This is a genomic window from Flavobacterium sp. TC780 (assembly GCF_056783245.1).
Map to the genome: position 1 here is coordinate 1 of NZ_JBXBAV010000145.1, position 18,004 is coordinate 18,004.

At 32.4% G+C, this 18,004-nt stretch carries 12 protein-coding genes and 4 pseudogenes; 10 read left to right on the plus strand and 6 right to left on the minus strand.

All coding sequences use genetic code 11. The annotated features are described in order from the left end of the window. Window positions 1-59: 59 nt before the first annotated feature. From ftsY to AC1RYN_RS15565, 3 genes and pseudogenes are all read left to right on the plus strand, one after another. Window positions 60-674, plus strand: a pseudogene (gene ftsY / locus AC1RYN_RS15555) (signal recognition particle-docking protein FtsY); the annotation flags it as partial. A gap of 517 nt (window positions 675-1,191) precedes the next feature. Continuing rightward, window positions 1,192-1,635, plus strand: coding sequence for a lipocalin family protein (locus tag AC1RYN_RS15560; protein ID WP_481807682.1), 444 nt, complete (start codon window positions 1,192-1,194; stop codon window positions 1,633-1,635). Continuing rightward, entirely contained in the window at window positions 1,616-1,912 is a 297-nt protein-coding gene (locus AC1RYN_RS15565) for a DciA family protein (protein WP_264206381.1), read from the plus strand. Before AC1RYN_RS15560 ends, AC1RYN_RS15565 begins: the two co-directional genes overlap by 20 nt. A 147-nt stretch (window positions 1,913-2,059) precedes the next feature. On the opposite strand, the pseudogene AC1RYN_RS15570 reads toward AC1RYN_RS15565, so the two are convergent. From AC1RYN_RS15570 to bshC, 3 genes and pseudogenes are all read right to left on the minus strand, one after another. Next, window positions 2,060-2,478, minus strand: a pseudogene (locus tag AC1RYN_RS15570) (nucleoside-diphosphate kinase). A 186-nt stretch (window positions 2,479-2,664) separates the two neighbouring features. Continuing rightward, window positions 2,665-3,936, minus strand: a complete 1,272-nt coding sequence (locus AC1RYN_RS15575; RefSeq protein WP_481807683.1) for an acyltransferase family protein — start codon at window positions 3,934-3,936, stop codon at window positions 2,665-2,667. 149 nt (window positions 3,937-4,085) lie between these two features. After that, window positions 4,086-5,675 carry a bacillithiol biosynthesis cysteine-adding enzyme BshC gene (gene bshC, locus AC1RYN_RS15580; RefSeq protein WP_481807684.1) on the minus strand — a complete coding sequence of 530 codons (1,590 nt, stop codon included), beginning with the start codon at window positions 5,673-5,675 and terminating at the stop codon, window positions 4,086-4,088. A 492-nt stretch (window positions 5,676-6,167) separates the two neighbouring features. On the opposite strand from bshC, the gene AC1RYN_RS15585 reads away from it, so the two are divergent. The 6 genes and pseudogenes from AC1RYN_RS15585 (at window position 6,168) to AC1RYN_RS15610 (ending at window position 11,698) form a co-directional block, all read left to right on the plus strand. Beyond that, complete coding sequence (locus AC1RYN_RS15585) at window positions 6,168-6,950, plus strand: hypothetical protein (RefSeq protein WP_481807685.1); 783 nt, start codon at window positions 6,168-6,170, stop codon at window positions 6,948-6,950. A 4-nt stretch (window positions 6,951-6,954) separates the two neighbouring features. Continuing rightward, window positions 6,955-8,347, plus strand: a pseudogene (locus tag AC1RYN_RS15590) (RtcB family protein). A gap of 18 nt (window positions 8,348-8,365) precedes the next feature. Beyond that, window positions 8,366-8,977 (plus strand): hypothetical protein, encoded by a 612-nt coding sequence (locus tag AC1RYN_RS15595; RefSeq protein ID WP_481807686.1) that lies wholly within the window; start codon window positions 8,366-8,368, stop codon window positions 8,975-8,977. Next, window positions 8,965-9,654: a peptide chain release factor H gene (gene prfH, locus AC1RYN_RS15600; RefSeq protein WP_481807687.1), complete on the plus strand. Its 690-nt coding sequence runs from the start codon at window positions 8,965-8,967 to the stop codon at window positions 9,652-9,654. Before AC1RYN_RS15595 ends, prfH begins: the two co-directional genes overlap by 13 nt. Window positions 9,655-9,689: 35 nt before the next feature. Continuing rightward, entirely contained in the window at window positions 9,690-10,208 is a 519-nt protein-coding gene (locus AC1RYN_RS15605; protein WP_481807688.1) for a tetratricopeptide repeat protein, read from the plus strand. A 212-nt stretch (window positions 10,209-10,420) separates the two neighbouring features. Beyond that, a complete protein-coding gene (locus AC1RYN_RS15610) occupies window positions 10,421-11,698 on the plus strand; it encodes an MFS transporter (RefSeq protein ID WP_481807689.1) in 1,278 nt (425 codons plus the stop codon). A 55-nt stretch (window positions 11,699-11,753) separates the two neighbouring features. Here the strand turns inward: AC1RYN_RS15610 and AC1RYN_RS15615 are convergent, their stop codons facing one another. The 3 genes from AC1RYN_RS15615 to AC1RYN_RS15625 all read right to left on the minus strand — a co-directional run bounded on the left by AC1RYN_RS15615 (window position 11,754) and on the right by AC1RYN_RS15625 (window position 17,609). Further along, window positions 11,754-16,310, minus strand: a complete 4,557-nt coding sequence (locus AC1RYN_RS15615) for an Ig-like domain-containing protein (RefSeq protein ID WP_481807690.1) — start codon at window positions 16,308-16,310, stop codon at window positions 11,754-11,756. 264 nt (window positions 16,311-16,574) lie between these two features. Continuing rightward, window positions 16,575-16,766 (minus strand): hypothetical protein, encoded by a 192-nt coding sequence (locus tag AC1RYN_RS15620; protein WP_481807691.1) that lies wholly within the window; start codon window positions 16,764-16,766, stop codon window positions 16,575-16,577. A gap of 204 nt (window positions 16,767-16,970) precedes the next feature. Beyond that, entirely contained in the window at window positions 16,971-17,609 is a 639-nt protein-coding gene (locus tag AC1RYN_RS15625) for a hypothetical protein (protein ID WP_481807692.1), read from the minus strand. Window positions 17,610-17,754: 145 nt separating this feature from the next. Here AC1RYN_RS15625 and AC1RYN_RS15630 point away from each other — a divergent pair. Next, a pseudogene (locus tag AC1RYN_RS15630) lies at window positions 17,755-17,943 on the plus strand (hypothetical protein); the annotation flags it as partial. Window positions 17,944-18,004: the final 61 nt, after the last annotated feature.

The following is an 18,004-nucleotide window of genomic DNA, read 5'->3' on the forward strand; positions in this document are numbered from 1 at the left end:
CTATGTATTGCTAAGGTTAATACATGCTCCTGTTGTTAGGGAGGCAGCACCTTATTCAAACAAAACCATATGTTTTAATGGTGGTTGGAGTTAATGGAGTAGGAAAGACTACAACTATAGGTAAATTAGCTTATCAGTTTAAAAAAGCAGGCTATAAAGTAGTGCTAGGAGCTGCAGATACTTTTCGTGCAGCAGCGATAGACCAATTGCAAATTTGGGCTGATCGAGTAGATGTGCCAATTGTAAGACAAAATATGGGTAGTGATCCAGCATCGGTTGCATTTGATACTTTACAGTCAGCAGTAGCACAAAATGCAGATGTAGTAATAATAGACACAGCAGGGCGTTTGCATAACAAAATTAACTTGATGAACGAACTTACAAAAGTAAAACGCGTAATGCAAAAAGTTGTAGCCGATGCGCCACACGATGTGCTTTTGGTTTTAGATGGTTCAACAGGTCAAAATGCTTTTGAACAAGCGAAACAATTTACAGCAGCAACCGAAGTAACAGCTCTTGCTGTAACCAAATTAGACGGTACTGCCAAAGGTGGTGTTGTGATTGGTATTTCGGATCAGTTTAAGATTCCTGTAAAATACATTGGTGTTGGTGAAGGAATCGAAGACTTACAGGTTTTTAATAAGTATGAATTTGTAGATAGTTTCTTTAAATAATTTCAAGATGAGTTTTAATACTATTCCCCCAATATATTTTTATTTTGGTAGCATTCTTTCTTTTGTTTTGTCTAATATTTTTAGAGAGCAAAATCTAACTGTATATTACATTTTATTGGTAATAGGTGTGATTTTGTTTCTTCTTGGTCTTCTTAGAAGGATTCAAACAAAAAGATAATTTAATAAGCAGTTATTTTTAATATCGTTTTATAATATAAAGCTTTTCGTTATTAGGATAAGCTTTGTTTAATATATAATAAACCAAGGAAAACTTATCGTATTCGTTGGTTTTTTTGCTTTATAGATAAGTCTGAATAAATGGAATAGTTTATTGGGTTTTGGCATTTTTTTTCTTCTTTATCAATTTTATAAAGTTAACTTTGTGTTTAACAAAAAATATCCATAATTACCGTGAAGCTTTAGCCTTGATAGAAGCGGTATTCTTTATTGTGATTTTTTTTCATAATAAAGATATAGCGAATAGCAGGAAGTAGCTTCTCAAAAAAAATAAATTATAATGAAAAACGTATTTAAAATTCTTTTTGTGTCGCTTTTGTTTGTCGCTTGTCAACAGAAAATAGAACCCGCTGATATTGCAAAATTAAATGGATATTGGGAGATTGAAAAAGTAGTTTTTGATAAGGGCGAGGATAAAGATTATGGAATGAACGAAAGCTATGACTATTTTATGATCGGAGCCGATAATATAGGGACCCGTCAAAAAGTAATGCCACAATTGGATGGAACTTTTGTGACAAATGAAGTGCATGAGGATGTAAAAGTAAGATTCAAAGACGGTAAAGCTTTTTTAGATTATTCAACGCCTTATATGAAATGGAGCGAAGAGCTGATTGCTTTAACAGACAATGAGTTAGTGTTGTTGAATGCCGATAAAAAAGAATATCATTATAAGAAAGCAGGACCAATTAATATCAAAGACAATGGCAAAGAGACTAAATAATCAGAGTACCGTTGGGGATATTCTACAAAAAATTATCCAGGTAAATAAGCTCCAGCCCGGAATGGATCAGATTGATGTAAAAGAAGCATGGCGACAACTGATGGGTAACGGTGTAAATAGTTATACCCGAAATGTAGTTTTAAAAGGGAGTACACTTTATGTAGAGCTTACATCATCTGTTTTAAGAGAGGAACTAACTCACGGAAAATCAAAAATCATTACAATGATAAATGAAGAGTTACGAAGAGATGTAGTTCGAGATGTAGTTTTGAGATAGACTTTTAAGGTTCAAAGTTTCTGAGTTAATTGCTCTTAAGCCGACACAATAAAAAACAAAACCCGCTTCATTGAAGCGGGTTTTGTTTTTTAATGAATCTTAGAATCTAAAACGTCTAAGTATCTAAAATTATAAGCTAGTCTAAAATTAGAATTGCTCTCTTCAGCAAAATGGAATGCACCTTCAATAGCAGCATTTTCGTCGCTATCAGAACCGTGAACTGCATTTTCTCCGATAGAAGTAGCATATGCTTTACGAATTGTTCCTTCAGCAGCTTCAGCAGGGTTTGTAGCTCCGATTAAAGTTCTGAAATCTTCAACAGCGTTGTCTTTTTCTAAAATTGCAGCAACAATTGGTCCACGAGACATGAATTCTACTAATTCTCCGTAGAAAGGTCTTGCAGCGTGAACAGCATAAAATGCTTGAGCATCAGCTACAGTTAATTGAGTTAATTTTAATGAAACGATTTTAAATCCTCCATTAGTAATCATTGCTAAGATATTTCCGATGTGTCCGTTTTGAACTGCATCTGGCTTAATCATTGTAAAAGTTCTATTTGTTGCCATTTTTGTTTTTATTAAATTTTGTGCAAAAATAGACTTTTTTTGTGAATTGAATTTAATAAATTCATAATTAAAACTGCACCGGCTGTCTTTATGATAATTAATATTTAAAAATGGTGAATCGATTAGGATATACTAGTAGAGACAGACTGTAATGCATCTACATTTTACATATAAACTCAAGGCAAATTAAACCTTAAAAATAAGTTTATTCTTGTAGAAAATCCATAAAATAAATGTCCAAATAGCAACATATGTGAGTGCCCCAGCTAATGAAGCCGTCATTGGATTACTGAAAAATGGTGCAATCCCAAAACTATATAAATAATCTAAAAGATTGATTTGTTGATCTGGACTATGTGGATTTTTAAATTGAATCATTACTAATCCTTGTGGGATTATTTGGGAAAAGAAAAAAACGATCATTGGATTTACTCCCCAAATCAAGAATAATTTAATTCCCTTTTTTAAGTTCAGAATGTCAATAAGATAATATAGCAATGCTAGACAAGCTGTTGCTAATCCTGCAGTATATAATACATATGTACTTGTCCATAAGGATTTGTTTATTGGGAAAACGATACTCCAAATCTGAGCAACGATGATTAGGACTATACCTGCAATTGCCATTTTTTTAGCAATCTCTATTTTGGGTATAGAGCGGTGTAATAACTGACCAATAAGTAAACCAATAATTCCAGTTGCAATTGATGGAATTGTACTTAAAATTCCTTCAGGATCCCATGTTACGGTTCCGCGGTACATATGGCCTTTTAACAAGATACTATCTATCCAGGAAGCCAGATTAGTTCCTTTGTCAAAATTAGCTTCTCCAATTCCAGGAACAGGAATTAATGCCATTACTGCCCAATATCCTAATAATAGGAGAGAAGCAACTAGTATTTGTGTTCTTTGATTTGATTTTAAATACAAAAGGGAGACTACAAAATAGACTATTGCAATACGTTGTAAAACTCCAGGTAATCTCACGTCTTGATATGCTTCAATACCACTATAAGCCAAAAAGAGGTAAATAAATAGGATCGAAAAGGCTAGAATATTTTTTACTTTGGAACTAAAATTCCCCATTAATGCATATCCTACCGCAATAGTTATGATTAATCGACCAATAAGCAACGGAATTCCTTCGAGTCCAAAAAGTTGTATTTTGGCAAAGAAATTAAAGAAAATTCCAAGGCAAAACATTCGTAACGAGCGTACTAGTATTTTATTAAAAGTTGTGCTGTCAAAGGTCTTTGTAGGCATTGCAAAAGAAACGGCGACTCCCATAATGAAGATGAAAAATGGAAAAACCAAATCGGTTGGTGTGCAGCCATGCCACTCAGAATGTAATAGAGGAGGATAAATAGCGCTCCAGCTTCCTGGATTGTTAACGATTGTCATTAATAAAATAGTTAATCCTCTGAAGACATCTAGTGAAATCATGCGCTCTCTGGTCATAATGTTTTGGTAATAGGTTAATTTTTGTTTTAAAAGTTAATAATTTGGTTTAGAGTGTAATAATCTCAGAAGTAAGCGGTTATTTATTTTCTTATGATTATTACTTTATTGTTTTGCTTTTAAGAAGCTGCCTAAATTTTGAGGAGGTTCTATATCGTTATAACATTAAAATTAGATTCTAATGGCTTTAATTCTTTAATTAAAAGTGGAATTAATTCTTCGCCTTTTTCCAGATAAAATTCTGAAAAATTGGCTTGACGCTCCTGTAAACTTCTGTTAGGGAATAACTCATTTTGCAAGCTAGTAATACGTTGCAAAATGTCATTTAGCTTTCTTTTTTGAGCTTTTAATAATCTTTTTTCAAGGTTGTCTAATCCTTTTATTTGTTTAATTTCTTGTGCTTTTACAGCTCCTGTAAACGATTTGTCGGTTTGATTTGCCAATTCATAAAGATATTCGAATTGCTTCTGTAAAATCTCTTTTTGAGGAGTTAAATCAATAGAAAATGGAGATAATTCTCTTGTGCTTTTGTTAATTAAATTTTCTTGCTTTGAGAATAGATCACTCCAAGATAAATTTAATTGGTCAGCTTTTTTTGCTTGTTTTTCAGTTGCTAAAAGTACCGAATTTCTAATTAAAAGCATTGGAAAAGTTATCTTTGCAGTGTCAAAAAAGGACTTTAATTCTAACCAATAGGCAATTTCTCCACCTCCGCCAATATAGCATAAATTTGGAAGAATAATTTCCTGATATAGCGGACGCATAATCACGTTTGGACTGAATTTTTCAGGATTACTTTCTAATAAATCGAAAATTTCTCGTCCCGAAAATTCAATTCGGGTGTTGTTTACTCTGTATTTTCCATTTTCAAAAACAATTCGTTCACGTAATTCATCTTCGATGTAAAATAAATTAATCTCACGCGGATTTACTTGTATCGTATAATCTTTTAGTTTTTCAATGGTTTCCTGAACTGCTTTATAGGAAGATTGAGATTCTAGTTCTTCTTTTATATAAGGGATAAAGGTGCGTTTTAAATCGGCATTATCGGCATCTAGAATTACTAATCCTTGTGAAGCAAATAAACTATTTGCTAAATAACGAGTCGCATCTGCCAGATTATCATGTTTTAAATAAGCTTCCTTGAATATTTTTTTTAAGACATTAGCATTAGTGCTAGAACCTAATTCTAAAGCATATATTTCGAAAAAATTGTCAAGCCCTTTTGTTGATAATCTGCCTACAGGCCCATTACTTTCAGTATTCCATCTGAATTTCTTACCTTTAAAATTGAAGTAATTAATTTCTTCAAAATCATGATCTTCAGTCGCCATCCAATAAACGGGAACAAAATTATAAGAAGGATATTTTGACTTTAATTCGGTGGTAAGATTAATTGTAGAAATGATTTTATACAAAAAATATAGAGGTCCACTAAATAAGTTTAATTGATGACCAGTTGTAACAGTAAATGTATTTGGGAGAGCTAATGCTTCAATATTTTGCTTGGTTGAATTTGAAAGGTCAATCGTAGCATACTGCTTTTTTAAGACAGAAACCAAAGGTGTTCTATTGTTATCATCGAAATTTTGTTGCTTTTCAATGATTTGTTTTTCAAAGTTTTCCAGAGTTGGAAAATTATTATATAGCGGTTTTAAATCTGATTTTTGCTCTAAATAATCATGTATCAATGTTGAAAAATATCCTGAGGTCTGGTAGCTGATACAGTCGGTTGGCATAAGTATTGGTTTATTTTTGATAGCTGTAAATTTAATCAAAATTTATACTTAAAAATGGATTTAACTATTGCTTATGATTTGATTTTTAAAATTTGTTTTAATTGTCTAAAAATCAAGATGTTATTATCTGTATAAGAAAATACTTGTTTTTAAATTTGTTTATTCAAAAAATAATTCGCAAAATTTGCATCAGAAAATAAATCATTAACCAATTAATAACGAAGACAATGTTTGTATTAAACTTTACCTCTCAAAACATCGCATCAGGATTAGATTCTGTTGTCATGTGTCTTCGTGGCTTTTCGCAATCATAGCAAATCAATTTTAGATATATGAATAAGCCCGAAGGAAATTAACTTTCGGGCTTTTTTTATTCTAGACACTTCAAAAAATTCCCGATACCCCGCACTCAATTTATCTATTTGAGATAAAATGCTTTTGTCTTGTATTTTTTAATACTTGACAGGAAAACTATAATTTAAATTTTTTTAAATGGACAATTATCTTTTAGATGATTACATCCAATGTAGTCGTTTAAAGACAAAAAGACAAAAAAAGAGATTAGTTAAAGAGGATTTCGAAAAACAATTAATTCAGTTGAATAAACTCCAAGATGAACTTTGGGAAAAGAAAAGATGTTTGCCTTTAGTTCCCTTAGCAATGCCTTATCAAAAAGGATGGCAACGCTATTTTGTACTAAGGGAAGATATAGCAATATCTAAAGAGGCATTGTTCTATAAAACAGTATTAGAAAAGATAAATACAGTGCAATATTCTCCTGATAAATCTTTTAAGAAAAAGAAAAAGAGGAAAAGAAAGCATGTATATGTTGAAAAACTTCAGATTATAAAAGAGTTTTCAGAATCGGAATGGAGAAGTCCAAAATTAACATTGACAGAGAAAGAAAAAATACATTTTTATAAAAGGGAACGCTGGTGTCCTAATTGTAAACGCTATAAAGTACATTATATATTTAATGAACCTTGGCGTTATGTATTACGTGTCAGACCAAATATGATAACACATACTAAAATGGTTGATGCAGTTTTGGAAAGTGAAATAGATAGGCTAGAAAATTATCTAACAAGAAATTTTCTTAGATATACGATAATGAAAATGAAACATGGAAGTTTGGGCAATAAGCGATGGAGAGTGGTTAAACAATTGAAATATCTAAATCCTTTAGACTACAAACAAATTCATACCGTAATGGATGAATATTATAAAGAAAAAGAATATCTAAATAATAGGGGAAGAGACCCTAAAGATAAATAATACAATGGGAAATAAATTATCCGGAAAAGACCTGATTAAAATAGGCTTTCCAAAAAATAATAGTATCAATATTGCCTTGGGGCAGATAAATAGATACCGCAAACGAGAAAAAAAAGAGAGTATATTAAACGAAGCCAAAGAAGTTTTACTGTCACCTGAAAAATTTACAGGACATGGCACTTGGGGTAAAGTTGCTGAAGGATTGGTTAATCCGGTACAGGTAAGAATGCATCAGTTAAATAATACTCGTGCACCATTTTCCATATTTGGAGAAAATGAAATTGATGAGCAGGCTAAGTATCAGTTATATGATGCTTTAAAATTGCCAATTTCAGTTGCAGGTGCGTTAATGCCCGATGCACATTCTGGCTATGGTTTACCAATAGGTGGCGTGCTTGCTACAGATAATGCAGTTATTCCGTATGGAGTAGGAGTGGATATTGGCTGCCGAATGAGTTTGTCAATTTTTGATATACCAGCATCTTTTTTTAAAGGAAAAGAGCATCAGTTGCAAGCGATTCTAAAAGACCATACGAAGTTTGGAATGTACGAAACGCATACAATACGAGCAGATCACGAAGTGTTTAGTCGAAGCAGAGTTTCAGGATATTCCGCTTATAAAAAACTTATTAAGTAAAGCATATAAGCAACTTGGTACATCTGGTGGAGGGAATCATTTTGTTGAGTTCGGAATTGCCAAAATTACCGATCCGCTTAATGAATGGAAAATTGGAGTAGGTGAGTATTTTGCAGTGCTTTCGCATAGTGGCTCAAGAGGTTTGGGAGCTAATATAGCCAAACATTATACGTATCTGGCAACCAAACAATGTCCGTTGCCTAAAAATGTACAGCATTTGGCTTGGTTGGATTTAAATACGCATGACGGGCAGGAATATTGGCTGGCTATGAACTTAGCAGGAGATTATGCCAAAGCTTGTCATGATGATATTCATCGCCGAATTGCTAAAGCAATTGGGAAACGTGTGGTTGTAACAATCGAAAATCATCACAATTTTGCTTGGAAAGAAATGGTGAATGGTAAAGAAGCTATTGTGCATCGTAAGGGGGCAACTCCTGCAAATGTAGGTGAACTTGGAATTATTCCGGGTTCGATGACAGCGCCTGGATTTATTGTTCAGGGTAAAGGAAATGCAGCCAGTTTAAATTCTGCATCACATGGTGCAGGACGCCTTTTTTCTCGTAGAAAATGCAAGGAATCGTTTACGCAAAGCGAGATCAATAAAGTCTTGAAAGCAAACGATGTGAGTTTAATTGGTGGAAACATTGATGAAGCACCAATGGCGTATAAAGACATTAATAAAGTAATGGCTAATCAAACAGAATTGGTGGATGTTTTAGGGATATTTACACCCAAAATTGTTCGAATGGACAGATAATTTAAAAAATTAAAAAAGATGAAACGATTTCAAGATGAAAATAAATTTTTAGGAAATTTTGCTAATGAAATTTTGGTAAAATGTCCGAAATGCGATTCAAAATCAGCTGTTAAAAGAGAATATAAAGAAGGATGTAATTGTGGACGTTGTTATGCTGCAGTTTTTGAATGTAAACACTGTTTTTATAAACTCAATGAACCAGTTTATCAATACATTGCCTATGGAAATTCATATTGCAATCATTGTTTTGAAAAATATGAATTTGAATCGCAACCTTTAAAAGAAAAGCCTGAAAAATATAAAGCTAAATGCCCACATTGTAACTTTCAAGAAGAATGGAAACCAAAAATTAAAGCGGTTTTACAAAACTCAAAAGCAAATGATGGTTTAGTAACAGATACATGGTATAATTTACCTCTTTGGTTTCAAAAAGAAGTAGATGGAGAAATATTTTGGGCATACAATCAAGAGCATATCGATTATTTAGAAAGGTATATTGGAGCAGATTTGCGAGAACGAAATTCAAAGATAAATTACAGTTCAAGTTTAGTAGCTCGTTTACCAAAATTTGTAAAAGAAGCTAAGAACAGAGAAAAACTGTTGAAAATTATAGAAAGATGGAAAAAATAATTCAAATAACATCAGGTCGTGGCCCAGCAGAATGTAGCTGGGTTGTGGCTCAGGTTTTAAAAACATTCCTAGAAGAAGCAAATGACAATAAAATAAAGACTACTTTGCTTCAAAGAGAAACAGGAATAGAAAATGGTACAGTAGAAACAGCAACAATTTTACTAGAAAGTAATAATCTTGATGAGTTTGTAAATTCCTGGATTGGAACAATTCAGTGGATAGGACAGAGTCAGTTTAGAAAATTTCATAAACGTAAGAACTGGTTTATCGGAATTTTTGAAGTAGATAAAGCGACTACAACACAAATTTCTGAGAATGATATTCAGTATCAGGCAATGCGAAGTTCAGGTGCTGGTGGGCAACATGTAAACAAGGTAAGTTCTGCCGTAAGAGCCACTCATCTTCCTACTGGAATAAGTGTTGTGTCTATGGATTCGCGTTCACAGCATCAGAATAAAAAACTGGCAACCGAGAGGTTATTACAGAAATTTAAGGATGAAACAGTCAAACAATTCAAAGCCGAATTTCAGATGCAATGGATGAACCAATTGCAAATTCAGAGAGGTAATCCGATTCGGATTTTTCAGGGTTCAGATTTTAAAAAACAAAAACAAACAAAAAATTACAAACAGGAAAGACAAAGATTAAAAAGAGAAGATTATTTAGAAAATGATTAGCCTCTAGAATCTTGAATTTCTAAATAGAATAAATTATGAAAACAGTAGATAAATACCTTTTTCAGGCATTAGATAGTTATCCATATTCGTTGGAAGAAACTATCGAATCTTTGGATTATGCCTTGTCTTATGATGATAAAAACACAATGGCTCTATGCTTATACGGGCAGGTTTTAAGCGATCAGTTATTTAAATATGAGGAAGCAAAAGAATATTTTCAGCAGGCGATTTCGATTAATATTAATTCAATTGAAGTGTATCCTTTTTATATTCATACTTTAATTTTGAATGAAGATTATAAAGAAGCAAAAAAGCTGATTGACTTTGCATTGACTATTAAAGGGATTAATAAAGTAGAGCTATTTCTTAAGAAAGTAATGCTCTTGGAGAGTCAACAAAAGTTTAAAAAAGCTTTGAAAGCTTTGAAAAAAGCAAAACTTGTAACTATAAATGCAGCTTACGATTATGATATTGAAGAGACTGAAAAAAGAGTAAACAAAAAAATAAAAAAAAGCTCTAAAAAAGAGGAGCCTATTAAAAATAAAAAGAAGTAATGCTAGAAAAGGATGTCATAATAGATATCCTTTTTTATTTCTAGAAATTTATATCTATTAAAAGAATCTTTTGAATAACAACTAAGTAGAGTGCTATGTTTTTGTATTAAGTTTTTCACAAACATACTTTAATTTTAAAGATAAATATTTGTTACTTTTAGGAATTAGCCTCATTTTTACATTCTGTTTTCTTAAAATACACATAGAATCACATGAAAAATAATTCCAAAAAAGTAAATTCTACAAAACACGTTCTTTTTGGTAGCTTAATAGGTACTACAATCGAATTTTTTGACTTTTATATTTATGCTAATGCTGCAGTTTTAGTTTTTCCGCAGTTATTTTTTCCAAGTTCAGATTCTACTATGGCAACATTAGAGTCGTTAGCTACTTTCTCGATTGCTTTTTTATCGCGCCCTTTGGGTTCAGCATTTTTTGGGCATTATGGAGATAAAATTGGACGTAAATTCACTCTAGTTGCTGCCTTGTTAACTATGGGGATTTCGACAGTAGCCATAGGTTTTTTACCAAGTTATGCCAGCATTGGTGTTGCAGCTCCTTTATTATTGATGTTATGCCGATTTGGACAAGGAGTTGGATTGGGAGGAGAATGGGGAGGAGCAGTTTTACTAGCAATCGAAAATGCACCACCAAATAAACGGGCATGGTACGGGATGTTTCCGCAATTAGGTGCGCCAATTGGCTTGCTGCTTTCAGGAGGTACTTTTTTATTACTTACAGATTCAATGAGTAATGAGGATTTTATGAATTATGGATGGAGAATTCCTTTTATTGCTAGTTCACTTTTGGTAGTAGTTGGGTTTTATATCCGAACTAAAATTACAGAAACACCTTCTTTTGAAAATTCTAAAAAGGAACAAGAAGAAGTGAAAATTCCATTTTTAACTTTGGTTAAGTCGTATAAAAATCAATTGATTTTTGGAACACTCGCAGCTGTAACAACCTTCTTGGTGTTTTATTTAATGACTGTGTTTACATTGAGTTGGGCAACTTCTGATTTGGGCTATGCTAAAAGAGATTTCCTATTGATTCAGTTGTTTTCAGTACTGTTTTTTGCGTTATTTATACCGATTTCCGCTGTAGTTGCAGATAAAATCGGACGTCGTAAAATATTAATTTTAACTACGGGGGCTATTGCTGTTTTTGGTTTTTTATTTTCCTATTTTCTAAATTCAGGAAATGCAGCGATGGTTACTTTCTTTTTATGCCTAGGAATGGCTTTGATGGGATTTACTTATGGGCCTTTAGGAACATTTCTATCTGAATTGTTTCCTACTGCCGTTCGTTATTCAGGAGCTTCATTAACCTTTAATATGGCAGGAATCATTGGTGCCGCATTCGCCCCAATGATTGCGATTTGGCTAGCAAGTACCTATAATTTAACCTACGTAGGTTTTTATTTGAGCATAGCAGCTTTTGTTTCGATGTTGTCATTATTAGTAATTAGTAAAAAAGAACATAAGTTTTAAGAATTTAATCCTAATAAAAAAGGGTCGTCTAATTATTTAGACGACCCTTTTTGTTTTATCGTTTTAAGCTAAAGTGGCTTTTGAATTCGGCTCCGTTTAAACGAGTAACTATAAACCAATAGTCTGATGAAGGTTGGTCTTGACCAATGTATGTTCCATCCCACGAAGTATTAGTTGTTAATTCTTTAATGAGTTTTCCATAACGGTTAAAAATTTGTATTCTCGTATTTGGCTTTAAATAGCGAAAATCAATTGTCCAAGTATCGTTATACCCATCATTATTTGGAGTGAAAAATTTTGGAAAAGGAAGTTCGTCGACATAATTAATGCACTCTGTGGTGGTCGGTTCGAGGACATTAATTGTTATTGAAGATCTTTCGCTTTCGCATCCATTAATTGTTTGGGAGGCATAATAAATGATTCCATGTTCTAATGGAGTAGATTCAGATAAATTTGTTCCAGTTGTAAACGAATCGTACCACTTTATGTTTTGACCATTTATTTTTATATCGCTAATAGTAGCATTTTGCTGTGCACAAAAACTTTGATTCCCATTAAGAATTGGAGGTTGAGTATCTTGAATTTTTACATTTACTGCAAGTCTTTCGCTTTCGCAACCATTTATTGTTTGTGTAGCATAATAAATTTTATTCTCCAGTATTGTTGTATTTGCTAAAATAGTACCCATGGTTTGAGCATCATACCATATAATTGAGGTTCCCGTAATATTTATAGTAGCGATAGTTGCATTTTGGTCAATACAAAAAGTTTGTTGAGTAATTGCATTTGGTATAGCAGTATCATACACATTTACTAAAACAGCAAGTCTCTCACTTTCGCAACCAACTGCTTGAGATACATAATAAGTTGTATTGTTTTGCACTAAAGTATTGTTTGGTAATGGAGAGGCAGAAATGTTAGAATCGTACCATCTCAAATTTTGCTCATTAATGTTAATGTTGTTTAAAGTCGCATTCTCGCTTTTACAAAATTTTGGATTTGTATCTCCAGTAGGAATAGTAGGTGTATTTTGAATAGAAACTGTAATTGCTAATCTTTTGCTTTCGCAATTATTAAGAGTTTGCGAAGCATAATATGTAGTTCCATTTTGAAGGCTGGTGTTATTTGCTAAGCCAATTCCATTGGTTAGCGCATTATACCATTTTATATTTTCTCCTGTAACTATAATATTATCCAAAGTTGGATTTTGACCTGTACAAAATGGCTGATTTGCATCACCAGATGGAGCAGGAGTATCTTGAATTTTTATAGCAACGGCAAGTCTTTCACTTTCGCAACCATTTATGGTTTGTGAGGCATAATAAGTCTTACCATCTTGAAGCAAAGTTGTGTTTGTTAAAAGTGTTCCACCGATTTGGGCATTATACCATTTTATGTTGTTTCCCGTAATTTGAATATTGTTTAAAGTTGCATTTTCTTGAATGCAAAAGATTGTAGGATTTAAATTTTCAGGAGTTGGTATAGAATTAACAAAAGGTATTATAGTAGCTTTTATCGCTTCAGAAATACATCCTTTGGAATTTTTTATTTTTAGAGAATATTCTCCTGGATTTAAAAGTGTTGATGTTGCATTACTAGTCCAGGTTAAGCCATTATCAAAACTGTATTTAGATGCTATAGAAAGAATGGTTATTTTTCCTTGACTATTATTACAATTAGGTTGAGTTATACTATTTGTTGGGATAGTTGGGTAATCTGTTGGTGCATTTATGTTGATCGAAATAGCTTCGGATTCACATCCTGCTGCATTTTGAATCTTAATCTTATAATTTCCTACAGCTAAATTCCCAGAATCTGAACTTATTTTCCATGTTAATCCATTATCAAAACTATACTTTGATGCTACGGTTGTAATTGTAATAGTTCCAAAAGGATCAACACAACTATCAGGTTGAGAAATCGTATAAGCTGGGGTTTTTATAGCGTCTAAAGGAGGATTGATTGTTGTTTTAGCAGAAAGTGAGGGACAGCTGGTTGTACTGTTTTTAATTTTAACAAAATAAGTGCCGGGATCTAAATTACCTGCTTTAGCATTTGTAGTCCAGGTAAGTCCATCGTCAAAGCTGTATTGATAAGCATTTGTTGATACTGTAATGGTTCCTTTTATACCCGTACAACTACTTGGCTGTTGAACGGTAACATTTGGTTGCTGAGGTGATGGGTTCGGATTATTTAGCGAAATGTATGTTGAATTCGATTCACATCCTAAAGCATTTCTTATTTTTAAAATATAATTATCAGGAGTTAAATTAGGAAAAGTAGAGTTAGTTTTCCAAGTTTTACCATTATCTATACTATATTCTGAAGCAGCTGTAGTGAAAGTTATGATACCTAAAGATTCACAATTGGGCTGTATTAGTGAGTATAATGGTGAACTAAGGTAAAATTTTGGAATATAAATACTTTGCGTGTACGATTCACACCCTAATTCATTTTTTATCTTTATTGTGTAATATCCTTCATCTAAATTTGTAGCCGTTGGAGTAGTTGTCCAATTTACTCCATTATCAAAACTATATAATGCAGCTGGAGTAGTTATTGTAATACTTCCCCCAGTTCCACATATAGGTGGATTTGTAGTGTAATTTGGTTTGGGTAAATAAAAATGATAAAGTGTTGCAACTCTCCACCAGGACTCACAGCCTAAATTATTTTTTACTTTTATGGAATAATTACCAGGAGATAAATTTGTGGCTGTGTTGTATTGACTCCAGGTTCTACCATCATCAAAGCTATATTGATCAAATAGGGGATCTATAGTAATGCTCCCTTTATTCTTTGATTCACAAGTAGGTTGAATTACTTGTATATTAAAATTAGATAAATATTCTTCAGTGAAATTTACAGAATAAAGTGACTCTGAGATACATCCAGATTCATTTTTTATTTTAGGATAATAAAAACCTACAGGTAAATTTGTAGCGGTTGGACTTGTACCCCAAGTTTCACCACCATCAAAACTATAAAATGGTGCCGGTGTAGTAATTGTAATAGAACCTCCTTTACCACAGGTAGGATTAGTAACTTTATATTCGGCTGCTTTTATTTTAAAAGGAGTGAATTCAATTATAAGGTTTCCTGACTCACACCCTTCTTTATTTTTTATTTTTAGTTGATATTTAAATCCTACAGGAAGATTTGAAGCTGTAGGATTAGTGCTCCAATTTAAACCACCATCAAAACTATATAAGGCGGCGGATGTCGTTATCGTAATACTTCCAGTAGCATTACTGTCACAAGTCGTTGGTTGCACTATTGTATAAGTAGGAGTATTAAGGAAATTGAGGTTAAGACCAAACCAATTATGATCACTTATACAGCCTGATTTATTTTTAATCCTAAGATAGCCACTTACGCCACCATTTGGATATTTAGTAAGATTTGGATTCGTACTCCATGTTGCCCCATCATCAAAACTATAAAATGCAGCAGGAGTGGTTATGGTAACACGTCCTGGAGTGGGACAGATAGGTTCTGTAGCTAAAAATTCGGGAGGACCTAAATAATAAGTATTATTTATATAGGCAATTGCGTAATTGGATTCACAGCCTAAAGAATTTTTTGTTTTTAAGAAGTAAGTCCCATAATCTAAATTAGAAATATTTGGACTTGTACTCCATGTTACTCCTCCGTCAAAACTATAAGATGCAGCAGGGCTTGTAATTAAAATACTCCATTTTGATTCCGTTTCACAATTGGGATTTATTATTTTGTATGTAGGCTCATTAAGATAGAAAGCAGGTAAATTGACATATACAACATCGGATTCACAGCCTACTTCATTTTTTATTTTAATATAATAATAACCCGGAGTTAAATTAGCTGCCGTTGAATTTGTTATCCATGTTTCTCCATTATCAAAACTATATTCGGATGCGGGGCTGGTAATCGTAATACTTCCGTTTGTTGTACACGCAGGATTTATTGTGGTATAAGTTGGTTTAGATAAATAAAAATTTATTTTAACTGGATAAACATCGGATTCACAACCTAGTTCATTTTTCGTTTTCAGTACGTAATTGCCAGGTTTTAAATTATTAAAAGTAGGTGTTTCCTGCCACGTTAATCCGTTGTCAATGCTGTATTTATGTGAAAACTTTGAAAAAATAATACTTCCGGTATTGCTACAAGTATTTGGTTGAGTAACTTTAGTTTCCGGGTATGATTTAGAAAATGGATTAAAATAAATTTGATTAAAATAAGGTTTCGATTTCACATCCAAATTCATCTTTAATTCTAACATTATAATAACCAGAAGGTAAATTAGTTGCCGTGGATTTGTTGTCCATGTTTTTCCATTGTCAAAACTATATTCAGATGCGGCGCTGGTAATAGTTATACTTCCGCCTTGGTTACAGCTAGGTTGGATTAAAGTATAGGTTGGAGAATTAATATATGACGGAAAAAGTAAGACGCTTTGAGAATAGGATTCGCATCCGGTACTGTTTCTTATTTTAAGTAAATAATTTCCAGTAGGTAAATTTGTTTTGGTAGCACTATTTTCCCAAGTCAAACCATTATCAAAACTAAATTGTGACCCAGGGGTTGTGATAGTAATAGTTCCGCCAGAACTACAAGTTGGCTGAATCATCGAAAATCTTAGGCAGTAATGATCCTGGGGGATTAATTGTTACAATCGTAGGTGTAGAAATACAGCCAGAAGCGGTTCTTGTTTGAACATAATATTTGCCATATTCTTTTGTTACAAAGTTGGAATCTGTTTGCCATACTAAATCTTTTGTAACATAATTGTCATCAGAAAGGAAGGCTAAGCCTTTATCAAAACTATATTCTATTCCTAGGTCGTTAACTTTTATATAACCATTTGTATCTTGACATGTAGGCTGAACTACTGTTACTGAAAAGAGTTAAGTATTGAATTTTTTATAGTTAATTTTGAACTTATGAAGCAATCATTTCCATCTTTAACTTTTACGGCATATTCTCCCAAATTTGTTTTAACTGAAGGAATTGGATAAGTTTTATTCGTTGCTCCATTTATTGCTATTCCATTTATGTACCATTGAAAAGTTGTTGCTAAATTCATGGTTTTATTCAGATTAGCAGTCAATATTAAATCATTATTGCAGAAATTGCCGCTTTGAGCAATAGTAACACCAAAATTTTCAGCAGTATTTAATCTTGCAAATTATCATATAAGAAAGAAGGTTCATAATCAGTATTAAATGATGCAGGCAATATCTTTTCTGGACCTAACATTATTGCGTTAATAGCAGTATTTGTAGTAAAATTAATTGTTATTTCTCCCCAAGTAGTCTGAGGTTGGTATAAAACTTTTTCCAATTTCAATCCAAGATGGGTCAAATGAATTTGGATCTGAATTCGTATATAATGGTAAATTATCTTTATTCTTAGATCCATAAAGTGTTATATAAGTCGGCGCTAAAAAATTAAAATCAAAACGTTTACTTAGGTTATTTGTTTCGATACTCATCAATGTAGCAATATTCAATGTTAATTGATAGTTTATTCCAGTACTTAATGGATTTGATAATTTTGTAGCGATATATTCTTTTTTATTGTTTTTGTATACTGCCCTGAAAATTCCTTTACCATCGGGGAAATTTTGAAGATTTTTGGAGTAAATCGTATTAAAAAGATTGCAGTCTTTATTTAAATAATCTGGAGATGGGATTGTTCCTTTTGTCCAATCAATGGTTGTTGGAACGTCTTCATAACCCTGAGGACAATTAGTTTTTTCTTCAAAAGAAGAATTTTGTAAAATTGAAACAGTATTATTACAAATACAATCTTCATCATTTAAATCTATTTTTCCATCGCCATCATCATCAATTCCGTTGTTACAATTTTCTTGAGAATAACAAAAAGAGGAAAATATAAACAAAAAGAGGAGTAATGTATGTTTCATAGATTTGGTTTAGTGGCTTAGCAAATGTAATTAAATATCTATTAAATAAAACTAAAAAATCCAATTCCAAAACAGAAACAAACCTTCAAAATCTTTTCCTAAAAAGAATATAAATATCCCGTATTTTTGCAGAAAATATTTCCCTTTGAAAACTAAGCTTTTTGTAATTACGCCTCCATTTACCCAATTGAATACACCGTATCCAGCAACCGCTTATATCAAGGGGTTTCTGAATACTAAAAATATTGAATCAGTTCAGGCAGATTTGGGCATTGAGGTAATTTTAGAATTGTTTTCGAAGAAAGGATTAACAGATGTATTTGAAGGTTCAAGTTTGAAATTTGAAAGGTGCTGCCTCCCTAACAACAGGAGCATGTATTAACCTTAGCAATACA

Bases quoted from the DNA above. Each gene is read 5' to 3' on its own strand.
- AC1RYN_RS15615 (WP_481807690.1), bottom strand. From the start codon at position 16,310: ATGATTCAGCCAACTTGTAGTTCTGGCGGAACTATTACTATCACAACC.
- AC1RYN_RS15575 (WP_481807683.1), bottom strand. From the start codon at position 3,936: ATGACCAGAGAGCGCATGATTTCACTAGATGTCTTCAGAGGATTAACT.
- AC1RYN_RS15610 (WP_481807689.1), top strand. From the start codon at position 10,421: ATGAAAAATAATTCCAAAAAAGTAAATTCTACAAAACACGTTCTTTTT.
- AC1RYN_RS15625 (WP_481807692.1), bottom strand. From the start codon at position 17,609: ATGAAACATACATTACTCCTCTTTTTGTTTATATTTTCCTCTTTTTGT.
- prfH (WP_481807687.1), top strand. From the start codon at position 8,965: ATGGAAAAAATAATTCAAATAACATCAGGTCGTGGCCCAGCAGAATGT.
- AC1RYN_RS15560 (WP_481807682.1), top strand. From the start codon at position 1,192: ATGAAAAACGTATTTAAAATTCTTTTTGTGTCGCTTTTGTTTGTCGCT.
- AC1RYN_RS15605 (WP_481807688.1), top strand. From the start codon at position 9,690: ATGAAAACAGTAGATAAATACCTTTTTCAGGCATTAGATAGTTATCCA.
- AC1RYN_RS15595 (WP_481807686.1), top strand. From the start codon at position 8,366: ATGAAACGATTTCAAGATGAAAATAAATTTTTAGGAAATTTTGCTAAT.
- bshC (WP_481807684.1), bottom strand. From the start codon at position 5,675: ATGCCAACCGACTGTATCAGCTACCAGACCTCAGGATATTTTTCAACA.
- AC1RYN_RS15565 (WP_264206381.1), top strand. From the start codon at position 1,616: ATGGCAAAGAGACTAAATAATCAGAGTACCGTTGGGGATATTCTACAA.
- AC1RYN_RS15585 (WP_481807685.1), top strand. From the start codon at position 6,168: ATGGACAATTATCTTTTAGATGATTACATCCAATGTAGTCGTTTAAAG.
- AC1RYN_RS15620 (WP_481807691.1), bottom strand. From the start codon at position 16,766: ATGAATTTAGCAACAACTTTTCAATGGTACATAAATGGAATAGCAATA.